The organism is Citrobacter sp. CK195 (genome assembly GCF_030333365.1).
GTDB classification, from domain to species: Bacteria; Pseudomonadota; Gammaproteobacteria; order Enterobacterales; family Enterobacteriaceae; genus Citrobacter_B; species Citrobacter_B koseri.
This window is the reverse complement of record NZ_JAOWGB010000026.1, coordinates 958,179-977,162: the sequence shown is the minus strand read 5'-3', so window position 1 is coordinate 977,162 and position 18,984 is coordinate 958,179. Positions and strand designations below refer to the sequence as shown.

Annotated in this window: 18 protein-coding genes; 13 read left to right on the top strand and 5 right to left on the bottom strand. The window is 55.1% G+C overall.

Going from position 1 to position 18,984, the window contains the following annotated elements; genetic code table 11:
• The first annotated feature begins 128 nt into the window (after positions 1-128).
• The 5 genes from OGX93_RS21965 (at position 129) to OGX93_RS21945 (ending at position 5,338) form a co-directional block, all read left to right on the top strand.
• The gene (locus tag OGX93_RS21965; RefSeq protein WP_024130074.1) at positions 129-1,844 is read left to right on the top strand and encodes a solute:sodium symporter family transporter; all 1,716 of its coding nucleotides are present in this window, start codon (positions 129-131) and stop codon (positions 1,842-1,844) included.
• The gene (locus OGX93_RS21960; protein ID WP_058668309.1) at positions 1,841-3,334 is read left to right on the top strand and encodes a sulfatase-like hydrolase/transferase; all 1,494 of its coding nucleotides are present in this window, start codon (positions 1,841-1,843) and stop codon (positions 3,332-3,334) included. Before OGX93_RS21965 ends, OGX93_RS21960 begins: the two co-directional genes overlap by 4 nt.
• Positions 3,335-3,529: 195 nt before the next feature.
• On the top strand, positions 3,530-3,877 hold the full coding sequence (locus tag OGX93_RS21955) for a YidH family protein (RefSeq protein WP_012000784.1): 348 nt from the start codon (positions 3,530-3,532) through the stop codon (positions 3,875-3,877).
• A complete protein-coding gene (locus OGX93_RS21950) occupies positions 3,867-4,229 on the top strand; it encodes a DUF202 domain-containing protein (RefSeq protein ID WP_012000783.1) in 363 nt (120 codons plus the stop codon). The genes OGX93_RS21955 and OGX93_RS21950 overlap by 11 nt, the downstream gene beginning before the upstream one ends.
• Entirely contained in the window at positions 4,226-5,338 is a 1,113-nt protein-coding gene (locus OGX93_RS21945) for an anaerobic sulfatase maturase (RefSeq protein ID WP_286448761.1), read from the top strand. Before OGX93_RS21950 ends, OGX93_RS21945 begins: the two co-directional genes overlap by 4 nt.
• Before the next feature lie 12 nt (positions 5,339-5,350).
• On the opposite strand, the gene dsdA is transcribed toward OGX93_RS21945, so the two are convergent.
• Both dsdA and dsdX read right to left on the bottom strand, forming a co-directional pair.
• Positions 5,351-6,679, bottom strand: coding sequence for a D-serine ammonia-lyase (dsdA, locus tag OGX93_RS21940; protein WP_230009541.1), 1,329 nt, complete (start codon positions 6,677-6,679; stop codon positions 5,351-5,353).
• Positions 6,680-6,696: 17 nt separating this feature from the next.
• A complete protein-coding gene (gene dsdX, locus OGX93_RS21935) occupies positions 6,697-8,034 on the bottom strand; it encodes a D-serine transporter DsdX (RefSeq protein WP_047460149.1) in 1,338 nt (445 codons plus the stop codon).
• A 227-nt stretch (positions 8,035-8,261) separates the two neighbouring features.
• Here dsdX and dsdC point away from each other — a divergent pair, with 227 nt between their 5' ends.
• A complete protein-coding gene (gene dsdC, locus OGX93_RS21930; protein ID WP_024130072.1) occupies positions 8,262-9,188 on the top strand; it encodes a DNA-binding transcriptional regulator DsdC in 927 nt (308 codons plus the stop codon).
• A gap of 89 nt (positions 9,189-9,277) precedes the next feature.
• Positions 9,278-10,339 (top strand): cellulase family glycosylhydrolase, encoded by a 1,062-nt coding sequence (locus OGX93_RS21925; protein WP_200024279.1) that lies wholly within the window; start codon positions 9,278-9,280, stop codon positions 10,337-10,339.
• Here the strand turns inward: OGX93_RS21925 and emrD are convergent.
• The 3 genes from emrD to tisB form a co-directional block, all read right to left on the bottom strand.
• Positions 10,266-11,450 (bottom strand): multidrug efflux MFS transporter EmrD, encoded by a 1,185-nt coding sequence (emrD, locus tag OGX93_RS21920; protein ID WP_058668305.1) that lies wholly within the window; start codon positions 11,448-11,450, stop codon positions 10,266-10,268. The two genes, OGX93_RS21925 and emrD, sit on opposite strands and share 74 nt — an antisense overlap.
• 246 nt (positions 11,451-11,696) lie before the next feature.
• Positions 11,697-12,530: an EamA family transporter gene (locus OGX93_RS21915; RefSeq protein WP_012000775.1), complete on the bottom strand. Its 834-nt coding sequence runs from the start codon at positions 12,528-12,530 to the stop codon at positions 11,697-11,699.
• 119 nt (positions 12,531-12,649) lie between these two features.
• Positions 12,650-12,739 carry a type I toxin-antitoxin system toxin TisB gene (tisB, locus tag OGX93_RS21910; RefSeq protein ID WP_047460159.1) on the bottom strand — a complete coding sequence of 30 codons (90 nt, stop codon included), beginning with the start codon at positions 12,737-12,739 and terminating at the stop codon, positions 12,650-12,652.
• A gap of 530 nt (positions 12,740-13,269) precedes the next feature.
• On the opposite strand from tisB, the gene ivbL reads away from it, so the two are divergent.
• From ivbL to uhpB, 6 genes are all read left to right on the top strand, one after another.
• A complete protein-coding gene (ivbL, locus tag OGX93_RS21905; protein ID WP_047460165.1) occupies positions 13,270-13,368 on the top strand; it encodes an ilvB operon leader peptide IvbL in 99 nt (32 codons plus the stop codon).
• A 107-nt stretch (positions 13,369-13,475) separates the two neighbouring features.
• Entirely contained in the window at positions 13,476-15,170 is a 1,695-nt protein-coding gene (gene ilvB / locus OGX93_RS21900) for an acetolactate synthase large subunit (protein WP_275165885.1), read from the top strand.
• A gap of 3 nt (positions 15,171-15,173) precedes the next feature.
• Positions 15,174-15,464: an acetolactate synthase small subunit gene (gene ilvN, locus OGX93_RS21895; RefSeq protein ID WP_012000771.1), complete on the top strand. Its 291-nt coding sequence runs from the start codon at positions 15,174-15,176 to the stop codon at positions 15,462-15,464.
• A gap of 251 nt (positions 15,465-15,715) precedes the next feature.
• Entirely contained in the window at positions 15,716-16,717 is a 1,002-nt protein-coding gene (locus OGX93_RS21890; protein ID WP_047460168.1) for a glycosyltransferase family 52 protein, read from the top strand.
• Positions 16,718-16,884: 167 nt separating this feature from the next.
• Positions 16,885-17,475, top strand: a complete 591-nt coding sequence (gene uhpA, locus OGX93_RS21885; protein WP_024130070.1) for a response regulator transcription factor UhpA — start codon at positions 16,885-16,887, stop codon at positions 17,473-17,475.
• Complete coding sequence (uhpB, locus tag OGX93_RS21880; RefSeq protein WP_286448760.1) at positions 17,475-18,977, top strand: signal transduction histidine-protein kinase/phosphatase UhpB; 1,503 nt, start codon at positions 17,475-17,477, stop codon at positions 18,975-18,977. The genes uhpA and uhpB overlap by 1 nt, the downstream gene beginning before the upstream one ends.
• Positions 18,978-18,984 lie beyond the last annotated feature (7 nt).

The window sequence follows — 18,984 nt, the reverse complement described above, 5'->3', positions numbered from 1 at the left end:
ATAACAGAAAGTGAATGCTTCAGGGAGGCGATGTTTGTAATTAAGAAATCTGACTGCCTGACCCGGCACGCTTTACCTCGTGTTGACCCTACCGCTGTCGGGACATAATGAAAAACAAGGGCTATGAGATGAATACGCTACAAATTTTGAGCTTTGTTGGTTTTACGCTACTGGTGGCGGTTATCACCTGGTGGAAGTTACGAAAAGCGGATACCGGTTCGCAGCAGGGATATTTTCTGGCGGGACGTTCGTTAAAAGCGCCGGTTATTGCCGCCTCGCTGATGTTAACTAACCTCTCAACGGAACAACTGGTGGGATTAACCGGCCAGGCTTACCGCAGCGGTATGTCGGTAATGGCATGGGAAGTCATCTCCGCAATTCCGCTTATTTTTCTGGCGCTGATCTTTCTGCCACGCTATCTGCAACGCGGCATTGCAACGATCCCGGATTTTATTGAAGAGCGCTATGACAAAACCACCCGCATCATTATCGATTGCTGTTTTTTGATTGCGACGGGAATCTGTTTTTTACCCATCATTCTGTATTCCGGCGCGCTTGCCTTTAACAGCATGTTTCATGTCACTGAAACCTTTGGTATTTCACAACATACGGCGATCTGGCTAATGGCTGTCGTGCTGGGGATTAGCGGCATCCTGTATGCTGTCGTCGGCGGGATGCGGGCGATTGCCATTGCCGATGTGATTAACGGTATCGGCCTGGTGATTGGTGGCCTGATGGTGCCGCTGTTTGGTTTGATGGCGATGGGGAAAGGCAGTCTGAGCGAAGGTATTACGCGTTTAACCCAGGATCACAGCCAGATGCTGAACTCGATTGGCGGCAGCAACGACCCGGTGCCGATTGGCGCGGCGTTGACCGGGCTTATCCTGGTCAATACGTTCTACTGGTGCACCAACCAGGGGATCGTTCAGCGTACGCTGGCATCAAAAAGTTTATCGGAAGGGCAAAAAGGGGCGCTGCTTACGGCGGTGTTGAAGATGCTGGACCCGCTGATTCTGGTGCTGCCGGGCGTTATCGCTTTTCATCTCTTTCAGGATCTACCGAAAGCAGACATGGCCTACCCGGCGCTGGTGAACAAAGTGATGCCGCTGCCGCTGATTGGCTTTTTTAGCGCGGTGCTGTTTGGCGCGATTATCAGCGCATTCTGCGGTTTTTTGAACAGTGCTTCGACCCTGTTTAGCCTCGGTATCTATCGCCGACTGATTAATGAACAGGCCAGCCCCGATAAACTGGTCACTGTTGGTCGTCGCTTTGGCTTTATTGTGGCCGTGATCTCCGTACTGGTGGCGCCGTGGATCGCCTATGCGCCGCAAGGGCTCTACAGTTGGATGAAACAGCTCAACGGGATTTATAACGTGCCGTTGGTGACCATTGTTATTATGGGCTTCTTCTTCCCGCGTATTCCGGCGCTGGCCGCGAAGGTCGCAATGGGACTCGGTATTGTCAGTTACATCACCATCAACTACCTGGTGAAATTTGATTTTCATTTCCTCTATGTGCTGGCCTGTACCTTCTGTATCAACGTCGTGGTGATGCTGCTCATTGGCGTGATTAAGCCGCGTGCAACGCCGTTTAAATTTCATGATGCGTTTGCGGTTGACATGAAACCGTGGAAAAACGTGAAGATCGCCGCCGTTGGCGTCCTGTTCGCGATGATTGGCGTCTATTCTGGTCTGGCGCAGTTCGGTGGCTATCAGACCCGGTGGCTGACCATTCTCAGCTACGCCATCACCGCTGCGGTGGTTGTTTACCTGATTTACAGCTCATGGCAGACGCGCCATTCCGCGCCTGTGGTTTATGTTTCTGACGCTAAGGATAAAGCATGACCCGTCCGAATTTTCTGTTCATTATGACCGATACACAGGCGACCAATATGGTGGGTTGCTATAGCGGTAAGCCACTGAACACGCAGCATATTGACAGCCTGGCCGCTGAAGGGATTCGCTTTAACTCCGCGTATACCTGCTCGCCGGTGTGTACGCCAGCCCGCGCGGGGCTTTTTACCGGTATTTATGCCAATCAGTCCGGCCCGTGGACGAACAACGTCGCGCCGGGGAAGAACATTTCCACGATGGGGCGTTATTTTAAGGATGCAGGCTATCACACCTGCTATATCGGCAAATGGCACCTCGACGGGCACGATTACTTTGGCACCGGCGAGTGCCCGCCTGAGTGGGATGCCGACTACTGGTATGACGGCGCGAACTACCTTTCTGAACTGACGGAGAATGAAATCAGCCTGTGGCGTAACGGACTGAACAGTATTGAGGATTTGCAGACCAATAATATTGATGAGACCTTTACCTGGGCGTATCGCATCAGCAACCGGGCGGTTGATTTTCTCCATCAGCCAGCGAGAGATGACGAACCGTTCCTGATGGTGGTCTCTTATGATGAGCCGCATCATCCGTTTACCTGTCCGGTTGAGTATCTGGAGAAGTATCAGGATTTTTATTATGACCTGGGCGCGAAGGCGCAGGATTCGCTGAGCAATAAACCTGAGCACCATCGGCTATGGGCGCAGGCGATGCCGTCTCCGGTGGGCGATGATGGCTGTTATCATCATCCGCTCTACTTTGCCTGCAATGACTTTGTTGACGATCAGATTGGGCGGGTGATCAATGCGTTAACCCCGGAACAACGTGAGAATACCTGGGTGATTTATACCTCCGATCACGGTGAAATGATGGGGGCGCACAAACTCATCAGCAAAGGGGCGGCAATGTATGATGACATTACCCGCATCCCGCTGATTATGCGCCCGCCGCAGGGAGCGCCGCAGCAGATCGATACGCCGGTCAGCCATATTGACCTGCTGCCTACGATGATGGCGCTGGCGGGGATTGATAAGCCCGATATTCTTCCGGGTGAAAACATCCTGGCCGTTGAAGCGCCGCGCGGGGTGATGGTGGAGTTCAACCGCTATGAGATCGAGCATGACAGCTTTGGCGGCTTTATTCCGGTGCGCTGCTGGGTGACGGATAACTGGAAGCTGGTGCTGAACCTGTTTACCAGCGATGAGCTGTACGACAGGCGTAATGACCCGGATGAACTGCATAATCTGATTGCTGCGCCGGAATTTGCCGGTGTTCGCAGTCAGATGCACGACGCGCTGCTGGATTACATGGATAAAATCCGCGACCCGTTCCGCACGTATCAGTGGAGCCTGCGTCCGTGGCGTAAAGATGCCCGGCCGCGCTGGATGGGGGCATTCCGCCCACGCCCGCAAGACGGTTATTCTCCGGTGGTACGTGATTACGATACCGGTTTGCCCACGCAAGGCGTGAAAGTAGAAGAGAAAAAGCAGAAGTTTTGATGCGTTATGCCCGGTGGCGCTGCGCTTACCGGGCCTACAAAAGCGCAACACCGTAGGCCGGATAAGGCATTTACGCCGCCATCCGGCAATAATGATGCCCGGTGGCGCTGTGCTTACCGGGCCTACAAAAGCGCAATACCGTAGGCCGGATAAGGCGTTTACGCCGCCATCCGGCAATAATTTAAAGGAGCCGTCATGAAGATTTCCCGCCTCGGAGAAGCGCCGGATTACCGCTTCTCGCTGGCAAATGAGCGTACCTTTCTGGCGTGGATTCGCACCGCGCTGGGGTTTCTGGCGGCGGGCGTCGGGCTTGATCAACTCGCGCCGGACTTCGCCACGCCGGTGATTCGCGAACTGCTGGCGCTGCTGCTGTGTCTCTTTGCGGGCGGCCTGGCGATTTATGGCTATCTGCGCTGGCTACGCAACGAAAAAGCGATGCGTCTGAAAGAAGACCTGCCGTACACCCATAGCCTGATGATAATCAGCCTGATGCTGATGATTGTTGCGGTGATTGTCATGGCGCTGGTGTTGTATGCCGGATAGCCGCAAAGCCCGCCGTCAGGTTGATCCCGGTCTACAGCCGGAGCGCACGTCGCTGGCCTGGTTTCGTACCCTGTTAGGCTATGGCGCATTGATGGCGCTGGCGCTGAAACATAACTGGCATCAGGCGGGGTTTCTGTTCTGGGTTTCTATTGGCGTGCTGGCGATTGTCGCGCTCATCCTCTGGCGCTATACCCGCAGCCGTAACCTGATGGATGTGGCGCACAGTGATTTTTCCGAATCTCGCGCCGTGCGTGACAAATTTTTGATCTCTCTCGCGGTGTTGTCCCTCGCAATACTGTTTGCTGTAACGCATATTCGTCAACTTATCGTCTTTATTAGGGATGTTGCATGACAGGATGTCAGGTCATGGCTAAACCGGCCAGCTCACGTTGTAACCTTGATTGTCATTACTGTTTTTATATCGATAAACCCTCTCAACCCGTTATGGATGACGCGACCTTAGAGGCTTTTATTTGCCAGCATATTGCCGCGCAGCCGGTTGATGATGTGCTGTTTGCCTGGCAGGGCGGAGAGCCGACGCTGTGTGGACTCGATTTTTTTCACCGCGTGGTCGCGTTGCAAAAACGCTATGGAGAGGGGAAACTCATCCAGAATACCTTCCAGACCAACGGCATTTTACTCAGTGACGAGTGGTGCCGATTCTTACGCGATAACGGCTGGCTGGTCGGTATCTCACTGGATGGCCCCGCCGATTTACATGATGCTTACCGCGTTAGCCGTAGTGGAAAACCAACGCATCATAAGGTGGTGGAAGCGATAGCAAGGCTGGTTGCCCATCGCGTGGACTTCAACCTGTTGGTGGTGGTGAATCGGCTGAACAGCCAGCAGCCTGCGCGTATGTATCGCTATCTTCGCCAGCTTGGCACGCCTTTTCTTCAGTTCATTCCGTTGGTTGAACGTGACGATAGCGGCAAACTGACCGCTGATTCCGTGACGTCGGAAGGCTGGGGGCGTTTTCTCAACGATGTGTTTGATCTCTGGGTTCGGGAAGATATTGGGCGCGTTTTTGTGCAACTGTTTGATTCGATGCTGGGCGTGTGGAGCGGGCATCCGGCACAAATGTGCGCGCTTAGCGAAACCTGCGGTCACGCGTTCGCCCTGGAAGCAAACGGCGATCTCTATCAGTGCGATCACTATGTCTACCCGGCGTTCCGGCTGGGTAATATCCATCAAACGCCGCTACATATGCTAAACGCCAGCCCGCAGGCGAGAGAATTTGGACAGCAGAAAAAATCAACGTTGGGGGCGGATTGCCTGGACTGCGCCTTATTGCGATTCTGCAACGGTGATTGTCCAAAGCATCGGGATTTAAGCGGGAAAAGCGTGCTGTGCGGCGGGTATAAAGCGTTTATTAACTACACGTCGCCGCATATGCGCGTTATGCGGGATCTGATTAAACAGCATCGCTCACCGATGGAGTTGATGGCGATGCTGCGTTAAGGTCAGTGACGTTTAGCGCCCTTTCGCCAGGTACTGCGCCATCTCTTCTTCCGGCACCATACCGCCGCCGGTCGCCCACACCAGATGCGTGGCGTGATTAAGCTGCTCAGCGCTGAAGGCGTGCATCTGCTGGTAATCCGTCGAACGGCAAACACGCTGCGGCCCGGCCATTCCCGCCAGTGCGGACGGCTCCAGGCGAATGCCTTCTTCCTGCGCCAGCCAACCCAGCATGTCGTACATCGTCCGATCGTCGAGGGTGTACAGCCCGTCCAGCAGACGTTCCATTGCCCGCCCTACAAACCCGGATGCGCGCCCCACCGCCAGGCCGTCTGCCGCCGTCAGGTTATCGACGCCAATCTCCTGGACGGAAATGGCATCATGCAGACCGGTATACACGCCCAGTAACATGCACGGAGAGTGGGTTGGTTCGGCGAAGAAGCAGTGGACGTTGTCGCCAAATGCCAGTTTCAGACCAAAAGCCACGCCGCCAGGGCCGCCGCCAACGCCGCACGGCAGGTAGACAAACAGCGGATGGTCGGCATCCACCACGCGCCCCTGCTGCGCAAACTGAGCCTTCAGGCGTTGCCCGGCCACCGCATAGCCCAAAAACAGCGTGCGGGAGTTTTCATCGTCAATGAAGAAACAGTTTGGATCGGACTGTGCCGCTTTGCGTCCTTGCTCAACCGCTACGCCGTAATCCTCTTCGTATTCCACTACCGTTACGCCGTGGCTGCGTAGTTTGGCTTTCTTCCAGGCGCGGGCGTCGGCGGACATATGCACCGTCACCTTAAAGCCGATACAGGCGCTCATAATGCCAATCGACAGCCCCAGATTACCGGTTGAACCCACGGCAATGCTGTACTGGCTGAAGAACTGCCTGAACTCCGGTGAAAGCATTACGCTGTAGTCATCTTCGGTCGTCAGCAGACCCGCCTCCAGCGCCAGTTTTTCCGCGTGGGCCAGCACTTCATAAATCCCGCCACGGGCTTTTATCGAGCCGGAAATCGGTAAGTGACTGTCTTTTTTCAGCAGAAGTTCGCCGCTGATTTTCTGTCCGTACTCTTTTTCCAGCCGTTGCTGCATTGCGGGGATGATCGCCAGTTCAGACTCAATAATCCCGCCGGTTGCGGCGGTTTCCGGGAAGGCTTTTGCCAGATACGGCGCGAAACGGGCCAGGCGGGCATGCGCATCCTGTACATCCTGCGCTGTCAGACCAACATAGGGTAAACCTTCCGCAAGAGAGGTGGCGCCTGGGTTAAACCAGGTCGTTTCTTTGAGGGCGATCAGATCCTCTACCAGAGGATACTGAGCGATGAGTGAAGTCATTTTAGCGTTTTCCATAATACGTCTCTTTGCGCTTAGATGATAAAGGAAAGCAGGAATGTGCCCGCCAGAGCAACAACCGACGCGATAAATGTCGCGGTTGTATAGTACTTAAATGTTTCATTCAGGGTGGCGCCGCAGTATTGCTTCACCAGCCAGAAGAGGGAATCGGTCACGATCGTGCAGCCAATCGCGCCGGAACCGATGGCAATGGCGATGATCTCCGGGCTGACGTTGGGGTAGAGCGGCAGCATCGGCGCGACAATCGCCGTCGCGCCCATCATCGCAACCGTTGCGGAACCCACTGCGGCGTGCAGAATCAGCGCCACCAGCCAGGCCAGCAGAATCGGGTGCATGTGCATATTGGAGAGGATCACCGCCAGCGTATCCGCCAGACCGCTGCTTTTGAGGATAGCGTTGAACGCGCCGCCTGCACCGATAATCAGCAGGATGTTAGCAATCGAGCCAAAGCCGTTTTCGGTATGGGTCAGCAACGTACCCATACCGATATGCTGACGCAGGCCGAGAATGTAATAGGCCACGAAAACGGCGATAAACATTGCGGTGATCGGGTTGCCGATAAACTCCAGCAGCGTATACAGCGTGCCGCCCTGCGTCATATTCAGTTCGGCAACGGTTTTTACCAGCATCAGGCCAATCGGCAGCAGGACGGTAAACAGCGTCGCGCGTAAAGAAGGCAGCGTATTTTCATCGCGCACTTCGAGATCCGCAAACTCCGTCGGCACCGGCTTAAACGGCAGGCGGTTGCCGAGGAACTTCAGGAATAGCGGCCCGCCGACCAGCGACGCCACCAGCCCAACCAGCAAACCGTAGACGATAACGGAACCGATATCCGCGCCCAGCTTATTCGCCACAAACAGCGCAGCCGGATGCGGCGGCACCACGCAATGCACCGCCATTAGCGCGGTACACAGCGGAATAGCCAGCTTCAGCAGCGACGTGTTGGTTTTCTTCGCTATCGAAAATGCCAGTGGGATGAGCAGCACCACACCCACTTCCACAAACAGCGTGATGCCGCAAATCAGCCCCACCAGCACCATGATCACGTCAGCGGAAAGCCAGCGGCAACGCTGGAGCGTCAGGCCGATCCGTTCTGCCGCGCCGGACACTTCCATCATTTTGCCGAGAATGGTTCCGAGACCGATGACGGCGGCGAGGAAGCCTAACGTGCCGCCAATACCGCTTTCAATCGCATTGACCATCTCCAGCGGCCCCATGCCCATCATCGCTCCCACAAAGAAACTGGCCAGCAGCAGTGCCAGAAACGGGTGGAACCTGAATTTCACGATGGTCAGCACGATTAACACGATGCTTACCAGCAGCGTGCTCACAACCCAAATTTGAGAGTGCATATCTCACCTTACCCTGTGATTAACATAGGCGTATTGGACGAAAAAACGGCACTTGCTGACAAACGATATAAATTGCCCTTCGCATGAACCAGATTGAATCAAAAGGGTGATTTGCATCCAATAATGGTCTGTTTATGCGATATGGTTCACTTTGATTCATCTTTGCGCTGATTTTCCAGGCGCATTTTTTTACACTGCAAAGCCAAAAAGAGGTCACAGAGGCGGCGATGGAACCCTTACGCGACGGCCGAAACCGTTTACTCAACGGCTGGCAATTATCAAAGCTGTACACCTTTGAAGTGGCGGCCAGGCATCAGTCTTTTGCGCTGGCGGCGGATGAGCTGTCGCTAAGTCCCAGCGCGGTCAGCCATCGAATCAATCAACTGGAAGAGGAGCTGGGGATTCAGCTCTTTGTCCGTTCGCACCGCAAAGTGGAACTCACCCATGAGGGCAAGCGGGTATTCTGGGCGTTGAAATCGTCGCTGGATACGCTGAATCAGGAAATCCTCGATATTAAAAATCAGGAGTTGTCAGGGACGCTGACCGTCTATTCGCGGCCTTCGATTGCTCAGTGCTGGCTGGTGCCTGCGCTGGGAGATTTTACTCGCCGCTATCCGTCCATCTCGCTGACCATGTTGACCGGTAATGACAACGTGAATCTCCAGCGGGCAGGGATTGATTTAGCGATCTATTTTGATGATGCGCCTTCGGCGCAGCTGACGCATCACTTCCTGATGGATGAGGCCATTCTGCCGGTGTGCAGCCCCGAATATGCCCGTCATCATGACTTAACGAATGCGCGGGTTAACCTGCGCCACTGTACGCTCCTGCATGACCGACAGGCATGGAGCAACGACTCCGGCACCGATGAATGGCACAGTTGGGCGCAGCATTTTGGCGTGAATCTGCCGACATCGTCGGGCATTGGCTTCGATCGTTCCGATTTAGCCGTTATTGCGGCAATGAACCATATCGGCGTGGCGATGGGGCGTAAACGGCTGGTGCAAAAGCGTCTTGATAGCGGCGAACTGATTGCGCCTTTCGGTGAGATGACGCTGAAATGCCACCAGCACTATTATGTAACCACGCTGCCTGGCAGACAGTGGCCGAAAATTGAGGCGTTTATCGGCTGGTTGCAGGAGCAGGCGACGTAGCGTTTGCCACGCGAAGATTTATTGCATGTAAAGCCAGAAAGCGTGCTAAATACGTGATATGACTCCTGATGATTTGCTTAAGGACAATCGTGTTAAAGCCGCTTGCTTCTCTCTTCCTGCTCGTCAGCGCCACGGTGTGCGCGGCTCAGCCGCCGTTGACCGCTTCGCGCTATGCGCAGCAGCTTGGTGTGGGGATGGACGTTGACTGGGCGCGCACCGAACGGGGTATCCGGGAGTTTGATCCTCTGGTGGTGCGTGATTTTCAGGCGAAGGGATTTAAGCATGTGCGCATACGCGTCGCGGGAGAGCCGACGGAAGCGCGACTCATCCACCTGCGAAAACTGGTGGAGGCGTGTGAGCAGTACGGCGTGATTCCGATCATTGCTTATCAGGCCGATGAGTATAAAAACGACCCCAGTCCCGGCAATGAACAAGAGGTGATCAACTGGTGGGTAGCCGTCGCGCACTATTTTGCGCAACGTTCGCCGCTGCTGGGGTTTGACCTGATTTATGAACCGGCGGAGAAACTCAACCACAGCCAGGCTTCCCTGAACCGGGTATATGACAAAACCATCCGCACCCTTCACGCGATTGACCCCCAACGCATGATTTTTGTCGCGCCTCGTCTGCGCGCCGCGCCGGAAGCGTTGTCGGCCCTAAAACTGCCCCCGCAAAGCCAGAATTATGTGCTGGCGGAGTGGCATATCTTTCCGTGGGGGCCATTGAAAAATAACGGTAAATACCCGTGGACGTCGGGCACGGCGGCGGAGAAAGCGGCGATTCGCGCGCGAATTAACGCCGCCGCGCGCTGGCAGCAAAAAACCGGCCATGTCAGTTGGGTTGGCGGCTGGGCGCCGGGCGAATCAATCAAAAATAGCCCTTCCGCTTCGCAGCTCGCGTTTGCCCGATTTATGGCGTGCGAGTTGCAAAGGGTGAATATTCCGTATGCGATTAACGCGGATACGCAGTTTTATGACGGGGAAGAAGGGGCGTGGCGCCCGGCGCTGGAGCCGCTCCTGACCACGATGATCTCGCCGGTATGTGAAAAGCCCGGCGGGAAACCGGGCCATCATTCGATTAAATCGTCTGCCCCTGATGCGGCACACGCGACGCCAGCGGCAGCCAGCACAGTAAAATCAGCAGCCCCATAAGCGTCATCAAAAAGCCGAGGCTACCCTGCCCGGTTTGCGGCAGCATTGCGGAGAGCCACGCCAGCACGCCGGAGCCGATGTTTTGCAGGCCGCCCACCAGCGCGCCAGCCGTTCCGGCGAGGAACGGGAAAGGTTCCATCGCGCCGCTGGTCGCCAGTGGGAACAGCATTCCGGCGCCGAAGAAGAACAGCGCGGCGGGGATCAGCAGTGTCCAGACGTTCATCACGCCAAACAGACCTGGGACCCACATCATGACGCCCGCCAACAGGCAACTGAATACCGACTGCCACATCAGCGTTGCGAAGCGCTTATTCGGGCGACCCGCAAACCACGCGCCGAAAAACGCCGCCGGAATTGGCAAAATAAACAGGATGCTCACCACCATGCTGCTCAGACCCAGCACCGCTCCCATCAGCACGCCGGAGCAGGCTTCAAAGACGGCGATTCCCGCCAGTCCGCCAATCAGCATCAGCAGATAACAGGTAAATGCGCCGTTGCCGAATAATGTTTTATAGCTGGCGATCAGGCGGGTACGTGGTGCGCCTGTGGGGCGCGTCTCCGGCATCCAGCGTGCCATACTGAAGGTGACGCCTGCGCAGAGAACCAGCAGGAAAACGTAACAGGCGCGCCAGTTCCAGACGGTATCCAGCAGTCCGCCAATCAGCGGCGCCAGCAACGGACTCACCAGAATCCCCATATTCAGCAGGCTGTTAGCGTGGCGTAACTGCGTACCTTCATACAGATCGCGCGGTAGCGTACGCGCCATCACGCCGCCGACGCCGGTGCCCATGCCCTGCAACGCGCTGGCGGCAATCAATACCGTCAGGCTGTGGGTGGTAATCGCGACCAGCGTAGCCAGCATAAAAATGGACATCCCGACGAGGATCACCGGGCGGCGCCCTACCCGATCGGAAAGCGGGCCGTAAAACAGTTGCGATACGCCATAGGTGAGCAGGTAAGCGGCCATGACGCTTTGTACTGCCCCTTCACGAACGTTCAGTTCACGCGCCATATCGGCAATGGCGGGGATATAAATGGTTTGCGCCATCTGCCCGACGGCCACCAGTAATACCAACATCAACAACAAATTGACGCTTCTCTGCCTTTTCATTTCGCTGATTACTTTTAAAAAAAGAAAAAAATAAGAATAAGGTGCTACGCATTCCCATAAATGCGAGTGGAATCTACCACACTAAAAAAAGAAGGCCATATTCACGGCGGGAATAGCGCGGGAGCCGAACGGCAGGATATGTAAACAAAAAGCGGCAACAATTGTTGCCGAAAGATTATTTTACCGCAGTTTGATGGTGCCCGGCGGCTCCCGTAGGCCGGATAAGGCGTAGCCGCCATCCGGCAATCAGGATAAACGCAGCAATATCGCCCCGGCGGCAATCCCGCCAGCCGCGACCAACCGTAGCCCGGCGACTTTTTCATTGAGCAGCAGCCAGGCAATCAGCGCGCCGAACAGAATGGATGTTTCACGCAGTGCGGCCACCACGGCCAGCGGCGCCTGAGTCATCGCCCACAGCGCCAGCCCATAGGAACCCATCGTGCCGATACCGCCAAAAATGCCTTTCTTCCAGTGCTGCGCCAGATAGCGCGAGGCTTCCCGCCGCCGGGCAATCATCGCCCAGCCAAGCAGACAGGTACCGTTCAACAAGAAGGTCCACAGCGTATAACCCAGCGCGGTTTCCGACACCCGCACGCCCGTGCCGTCCACCAGCGTATAGCCAGCGATAAAACAGGCGTTGATCAGCGCCAGCGTGATACCCCGCCGGGAGCGGGCACGACCGTTACAGGCCATGCCGAGAATCGCCAGGCAAATTACCGCGATGCCGAGCCAGGCCATTGTGGAAAGGCTATCGCCAAGAAACAGGACGCTAATTATCGCCACCAGCAGCGGTGCGGTGCCGCGCATCAGGGGATAAGTCTGGCTCATATCCGAAACCTGATAGGTTTTGGCGACCAGCACGGTATAAACCACCTGTAAGGCGGTGGAGGCGGCTAAAAAAGGGATGCTGGCGGCGGGAAGGGGCGGGGCGAAGGGCAGACACGCCAGCGCCATCAACGCTGCGGAACCACTGACGCTGATTGCGGAGTAAAGTTTGTCATTTCCCGCCTTCACGATGGCGTTCCAGCTGGCATGCAGCAGCGCGGCAAACAGTAAAATGCAGAAAATGGAAAGGGTCATGGTTCAGGTATCGTCAGTGGTTGTCATAAAAACGTAACATATCGACGATGGACAAGCACCAGGCAGATGATGAAAGGGGAGCGGTTGCCCGCTCCCCTTCGGTGCGGCTTGAATCTGAATTACCGGAGGTATTTCAGAACGGCATCAAGCAGTTGCAGTGCAGCAACAATGAGTTTCAGGATAAGAATAGCGATATCCACGAGGCTCATACGCTCTCCTTCTGGTAAAAGGAGCACGGTGCTGACGTACCTCTCCGCCGCCTGTTGTCAGCACCTTTTGTTGACATAACACAGTGTGCTCACACGGGGGTTAAGGCGCTGACGGCACCACCCGTTTCAGCCAGGACTTTGTTGCGCCGGTTACGATGCGGCCCCCTATAACACATTGCGTACAGTGATATTATAGATAAATACTGTATGAATGAACAGTATTTTGTGGACGGATCGCGACTTCTGATCCATACTCAAATGCGTCAAAATTCGTGCCGAAATTGCGTGTTCTTCGCGGAACGCGTATACTTCTGATGTTGATATAACACAGTGTGCTTTGCGGCAACCAACCGCATAACGCTGATAAAAACCTCGCTCCGGCGGGGTTTTTTGTTTTGCAGGCCTGCGTCGGCATCTGGCAAAGCGTGATCGTCGACGCATTTTTGTGCAGATGAAAAATTTTCCGTTGTCATGCCTGAAAAGCTGTGCTTGTATAAAACCTGTTAATCCATAAACAGACAAGGTCCCTAATGAACCCTTCCATGCTGACTGCGACCCTACTAAAAACTGCGCAACCTGCCGCAGTGGTCGTCGTGCGTGTGGTGGTGGTCGTCGGCAATGCGCCGTAGGGACTGGAACAACACACGATTCCAAAACCCCGCCGGCGCAAACCGGGCGGGGTTTTTCGTTTAAGACACCTTCCCGGCAAGTCGGCCCAGAATAAAAGGACTGGAGCATGGCAAGTTCGGGCACAACATCAACATCCCCGCGTACGCGCTTTACGGGCGCAGAGTTTATCGTTCATTTTCTGGAACGTCAGGGCATTAACATCGTCACTGGCATTCCGGGCGGTTCGATTCTCCCCGTTTACGACGCCTTAAGCCAAAGTACGCAAATCCGCCACATCTTGGCGCGCCATGAACAGGGGGCGGGGTTTATCGCTCAGGGGATGGCGCGAACCGACGGTAAACCCGCGGTATGTATGGCCTGTAGCGGGCCGGGCGCGACTAACCTGGTCACCGCCATTGCCGACGCGCGTCTCGACTCCATTCCGTTGGTATGCATCACCGGTCAGGTTCCGGCCTCGATGATCGGCACCGATGCGTTTCAGGAAGTCGACACCTACGGCATCTCTATCCCCATCACAAAACATAACTATCTGGTCAGAGATATCAATGAGTTGCCACAGGTAATGTGCGATGCGTTTCGTCTTGCCCAGTCCGGGCGCCCTGGGCCGGTGTGGATAGACATTCCTAAGGATATACAGACGGCGGTGTTTGACATTGAAGTGTTGCCTGCTCCGGCTGAAAAAATGGCGGCGCCGGAATTCAGCGCTGAGAGCATTCGTGATGCGGCGGCGATGATCAACGCCGCGAAGCGCCCGGTGCTGTATCTTGGCGGCGGCGTGATTAACGCGCCTGCGCGCGTGCGTGAACTGGCGGAAAAAGCCAGACTGCCCACCACTATGACTCTGATGGCGCTGGGCATACTACCGAAGGCGCATCCGCTTTCTCTGGGGATGCTGGGGATGCATGGCGCGCGCAGCACAAACTATATTCTGCAAGAGGCGGATCTGCTGGTGGTTCTGGGGGCACGTTTTGATGACCGGGCGATTGGCAAAACCGAACAATTCTGCCCGAATGCCAAAATCATCCATGTGGATATCGATCGCGCGGAACTGGGTAAAATTAAACAACCGCACGTTGCCATTCAGGCTGATGTTGATGACGTTCTGGCGCAGTTGATTCCGCACATTGAGGCTCAGCCACGCGAAGAGTGGCATCAACTGGTGGCGGATTTGCAGCGCGAGTTCCCGTGCGCGATCCCTGAAGCCAGCGATCCGCTCAGCCATTACGGGCTGATTAATGCCGTTGCCGCCTGCGTGGATGACAGCGCGATTATCACGACCGATGTAGGCCAGCACCAGATGTGGGCCGCACAGGCTTATCCGCTCAACCGTCCGCGTCAGTGGCTGACTTCCGGCGGGCTGGGGACGATGGGTTTTGGCTTGCCTGCGGCGATTGGCGCGGCGCTGGCGAACCCGGACAAGAAAGTGTTGTGCTTCTCCGGCGACGGCAGCCTGATGATGAATATTCAGGAGATGGCGACCGCCAGCGAAAACCAACTGGATGTAAAAATTATCCTGATGAATAACGAAGCGTTGGGGCTGGTGCATCAGCAACAAAGCCTGTTCTACAAGCAGGGCGTGTTTGCTGCCACCTATCCAGGGATGATCAACTTTATGCAGATTGCCGCAGGTTTTGGTCTGGAAACCTGTGATTTAAATAATGAAGCCGATCCGCAAGCGGCGCTGCGGGAAATCATCAGCCGCCCAGGACCGGCGCTGATCCATGTACGTATTGATGCAGAAGAAAAAGTTTATCCGATGGTGCCGCCGGGTGCGGCCAATACTGAGATGGTGGGGGAATAAACCATGCAGAAACAATCACATGAGAACGTTATCCTGGAACTCACCGTCCGTAACCACCCTGGCGTCATGACGCACGTTTGTGGGCTGTTCGCCCGTCGCGCTTTCAACGTGGAAGGGATTCTTTGTCTACCCATCCAGAGCAGCGACCAGAGCCGCATCTGGCTACTGGTCAACGACGATCAGCGTCTGGAGCAGATGATTAGTCAGATCGATAAACTGGAAGATGTGGTGAAAGTGGCGCGCAATCAGTCCGATCCGTCAATGTTTAATAAAATCTCGGTTTTCTTTGAGTAGTAATGGCTACATGAACAAGGGGAAACCCTTGTTCAGGTTAATTATTTGAGAGTGTTATATAACTATAAGTAATATTTTCGGACGTGACGTGTCTTTATTATCCGGTTTATGATCTGTCTTGTTTGCAGTATAGAAAGTATCTTTTCGGACAAAGTGACCAATACTCGCCTGAGCGTCCGGGGCGCTTCTTTACGATGTCATATTGCAATGATATTATGCGCCGGGTTGCTGTGATTCAGAGCGAATAACTAATGGAAATCGTTGAGCATCTTTTTATTGTTTGCTCCCCGCTTCAGCTCAGAATTGTTTCTAAGATTAAAGCGAGGTATAAACACGCGCGTTTTCATATCATCTACCTTAAAACAAAGGTAGAGTTAAAGTCCTATATATATGAAACGGTTAATAATGAATTCTCTTCTGGCTTAGTCGCCAGTATGGATTATGGCTTTATTAACATGCTGAAAATCAATCGCTTTCTTTCTCATAAAACAATCCATTATGTCTATATGGCGAATATCAGCCATCTTTCAGTGCAATACATTCTAAAAATGTTGTCTGATGACGTTAAGATTAGAACGTTTGATGATGGCATTCTGAGTATCAACTCCGCAGGCTATCTTGATAAACAAATAAAACTACGAAAAGGCCCCGGTCGTAAGTTAACGCGAATGTGGCTTGGTCAGCATTATAATATCAGGGATATCGCGAAAAGAAGTGAGCTGCATTTCTCTATCGTAAAGCATAAAAGCAAAAGTAGAAATGTAGACTGCGATATTGTTTATATTGATGTTCTCTCAGAGGAGAAACAGCGCTTGCATACTGAGCGCAGTGCGCCTGTCTATGCCGGGGAGATCAATGTCTTTGTGGGCTCGAAATTTAAAGATATCCTTGATGTGAAAAATGATTCCAACCTTATTGCGTTGATTCATAAGATAGAGACGCTCGCAGCGCACTATCCTTCACTCCAGTACCTCAGGCACCCAAGAGAGTACAGCCAGCAGGTGTTTGGCATGACGGAAATTACGCTGAACGCCATTTCTGAAGATTATATTTGCCAGTTATCTTCGGCTTACCAGCGAGTGAATGTCTTTGGGTTTGCAAGCACTTGCCAGCTTAATGTGATGAAATTAGAGAATGTCTACATCACACTGCTAAAAACCACCCTGATCCGGCCCGATATTCGGGATTCCTTTGCGCTTTTTTCTGATTGCGACAAAGTGCGTATCTGCGACCTGGACAGTATGGAACCATAACGGAGTCGTACGCCCGCCAGACGCATTGAATACTGCTCACGGCTTGAACAGCCATGCGCTTATCGTTAAGGTAAGCGCTTTGTTGGATGGCCGGCCTACAACGGCTCCCGCCCGTAGGCCTGATAAGCGCAGCGCCATCAGGCACTTTCAAGTACCAGGACAGAACCATGATCACCATCGCCCTTATTGACGATCACCTTATCGTCCGCTCCGGCTTTGCGCAGCTGCTGGGGCTGGAACCTGATTTACAGGTTGTGGCCGAGTTTGGCTCGGGGCAGGAGGCGCTGGCGGGATTACCGGGGCGCGGCGTGCAGGTCTGCATCTGCGATATCTCCATGCCGGATATCTCCGGGCTGGAGTTATTAAGTCAGCTTCCTAAAGGGATGGCGACGATAATGCTGTCGGTACATGACAGTCCGGCGCTGGTGGAACAGGCGCTGAACGCCGGTGCGCGCGGCTTCCTTTCCAAGCGCTGTAGCCCTGACGAGCTGATTGCCGCGGTACACACGGTGGCGACGGGAGGCTGTTACCTGACGCCGGATATCGCCGTTAAACTGGCGGCCGGACGGCAGGACCCGCTGACCAGACGTGAACGCCAGGTGGCGGAAAAGCTGGCGCAGGGAATGGCGGTGAAAGAGATCGCCGCCGAGCTGGGGCTGTCGCCAAAAACGGTACACGTACATCGCGCCAATCTTCTGGAAAAACTGGGCGTCAGCAACGACGTTGAGCTGGCGCGCCGCATGTTTGATGGTTGGTGATGAAAACCATCCTCTCCCGGTTAATTACCGTTATTGCCTGCTTTTTTATCTTCTCCGCCGCGTGGTTTTGCCTGTGGAGCATCAGCCTGCACCTGGTTGAGCGCCCGGAGCTGGCGGTACTGCTGTTCCCGTTCGGTTTACGCCTGGGGCTGATGTTGCAGTGTCCGCGCAGCTACTGGCCGGTATTGCTGGGCGCGGAATGGCTGCTGGTCTGGTGGCTGGCGCAGGAAGTGGCGCTGGCGCATCTACCGCTTTTGATGATCGGAAGCCTGTTGACGCTGCTGCCTGTGGCATTAATCTCCCGCTATCGCCATCAGCGCGACTGGCGCACCCTGCTGTTACAGGGCGCGGCCTTGACGGCGGCGGCATTGTTACAGTCTCTGCCCTGGTTAGGCCAGGGGGAAGAGACGTTAAACGCGCTGCTGCTGACGCTTACCGGCGGGTTGACGCTGGCGCCCATCTGTCTGGTGTTCTGGCATTACCTGACCAGCACCACCTGGTTACCGCTCGGCCCGGCGCTGGTCTCGCAGCCGGTGAACTGGCGCGGGCGGCATCTGGTCTGGTATCTGCTGCTGTTCAGCGTCAGCCTGTGGCTACAGCTGGGTCTACCGGCTGAGCTGTCACGCTTTACGCCGTTCTGCCTTGCGCTGCCGATTATTGCACTCGCCTGGCATTACGGCTGGCAAGGGGCGCTGATCGCGACGTTGATGAACGCCATCGCGCTGATTGCCAGCCAGACCTGGCACGATCATCCCGTTGATTTACTGCTTTCTCTGCTGGCGCAAAGCCTGACCGGGCTGCTGCTTGGCGCGGGGATTCAGCGCCTGCGCGAACTCAACCAGTCGCTGCAAAATGAGCTGGCGCGCAACCATCGTCTGGCGGAACGCCTGCTGGAAACGGAAGAGAGCGTGCGGCGCGACGTAGCGCGGGAACTGCACGACGACATCGGTCAGACCATCACCGCCATTCGCACTCAGGCGGGAATTGTACAGCGACTGGCGGTGGATAATGGCGGCGTAAAACAGAGCGGGGCGCACATTGAGCAACTGTCGCTGGGCGTGTATGACTCGGTGCGTCGCCTGCTGGGGCGCTTGCGTCCACGCCAGTTGGATGACCTGACGCTGGAACAGGCTATCCGTTCGCTGATGCGGGAAATGGAGCTGGAAAGTCGCGGCATTATCAGCCATCTCGACTGGCGAATAGATGAGTCTGCGCTCAGCGAAAGCCAGCGGGTAACGCTGTTTCGCGTCTGTCAGGAAGGGCTGAACAACATTGTGAAACACGCTAATGCCAGCGCAGTTACGCTACAGGGCTGGCAGCAGGATGAGCGGCTGATGCTGGTGATTGAAGATGATGGCAGCGGCCTGCCGCCGGATTCCGGCCAGCAAGGCTTTGGTCTGACCGGGATGCGCGAGCGCGTGACGGCGCTTGGCGGCGTGCTGGCCATCTCCTGTACGCACGGCACGCGCGTTAGCGTGTCGTTGCCTCTGCGTTACGTTTAAGGAGCGG

Bases quoted from the DNA above. Each gene is read 5' to 3' on its own strand.
- OGX93_RS21915 (WP_012000775.1), bottom strand. From the start codon at position 12,530: ATGACCCTTTCCATTTTCTGCATTTTACTGTTTGCCGCGCTGCTGCAT.
- OGX93_RS21955 (WP_012000784.1), top strand. From the start codon at position 3,530: ATGAAGATTTCCCGCCTCGGAGAAGCGCCGGATTACCGCTTCTCGCTG.
- OGX93_RS21950 (WP_012000783.1), top strand. From the start codon at position 3,867: ATGCCGGATAGCCGCAAAGCCCGCCGTCAGGTTGATCCCGGTCTACAG.
- OGX93_RS21945 (WP_286448761.1), top strand. From the start codon at position 4,226: ATGACAGGATGTCAGGTCATGGCTAAACCGGCCAGCTCACGTTGTAAC.
- OGX93_RS21960 (WP_058668309.1), top strand. From the start codon at position 1,841: ATGACCCGTCCGAATTTTCTGTTCATTATGACCGATACACAGGCGACC.
- OGX93_RS21890 (WP_047460168.1), top strand. From the start codon at position 15,716: ATGGAAATCGTTGAGCATCTTTTTATTGTTTGCTCCCCGCTTCAGCTC.
- uhpA (WP_024130070.1), top strand. From the start codon at position 16,885: ATGATCACCATCGCCCTTATTGACGATCACCTTATCGTCCGCTCCGGC.
- dsdC (WP_024130072.1), top strand. From the start codon at position 8,262: ATGGAACCCTTACGCGACGGCCGAAACCGTTTACTCAACGGCTGGCAA.
- ilvB (WP_275165885.1), top strand. From the start codon at position 13,476: ATGGCAAGTTCGGGCACAACATCAACATCCCCGCGTACGCGCTTTACG.
- uhpB (WP_286448760.1), top strand. From the start codon at position 17,475: ATGAAAACCATCCTCTCCCGGTTAATTACCGTTATTGCCTGCTTTTTT.
- ilvN (WP_012000771.1), top strand. From the start codon at position 15,174: ATGCAGAAACAATCACATGAGAACGTTATCCTGGAACTCACCGTCCGT.
- tisB (WP_047460159.1), bottom strand. From the start codon at position 12,739: ATGAGCCTCGTGGATATCGCTATTCTTATCCTGAAACTCATTGTTGCT.
- dsdA (WP_230009541.1), bottom strand. From the start codon at position 6,679: ATGGAAAACGCTAAAATGACTTCACTCATCGCTCAGTATCCTCTGGTA.
- dsdX (WP_047460149.1), bottom strand. From the start codon at position 8,034: ATGCACTCTCAAATTTGGGTTGTGAGCACGCTGCTGGTAAGCATCGTG.
- emrD (WP_058668305.1), bottom strand. From the start codon at position 11,450: ATGAAAAGGCAGAGAAGCGTCAATTTGTTGTTGATGTTGGTATTACTG.
- ivbL (WP_047460165.1), top strand. From the start codon at position 13,270: ATGAACCCTTCCATGCTGACTGCGACCCTACTAAAAACTGCGCAACCT.
- OGX93_RS21965 (WP_024130074.1), top strand. From the start codon at position 129: ATGAATACGCTACAAATTTTGAGCTTTGTTGGTTTTACGCTACTGGTG.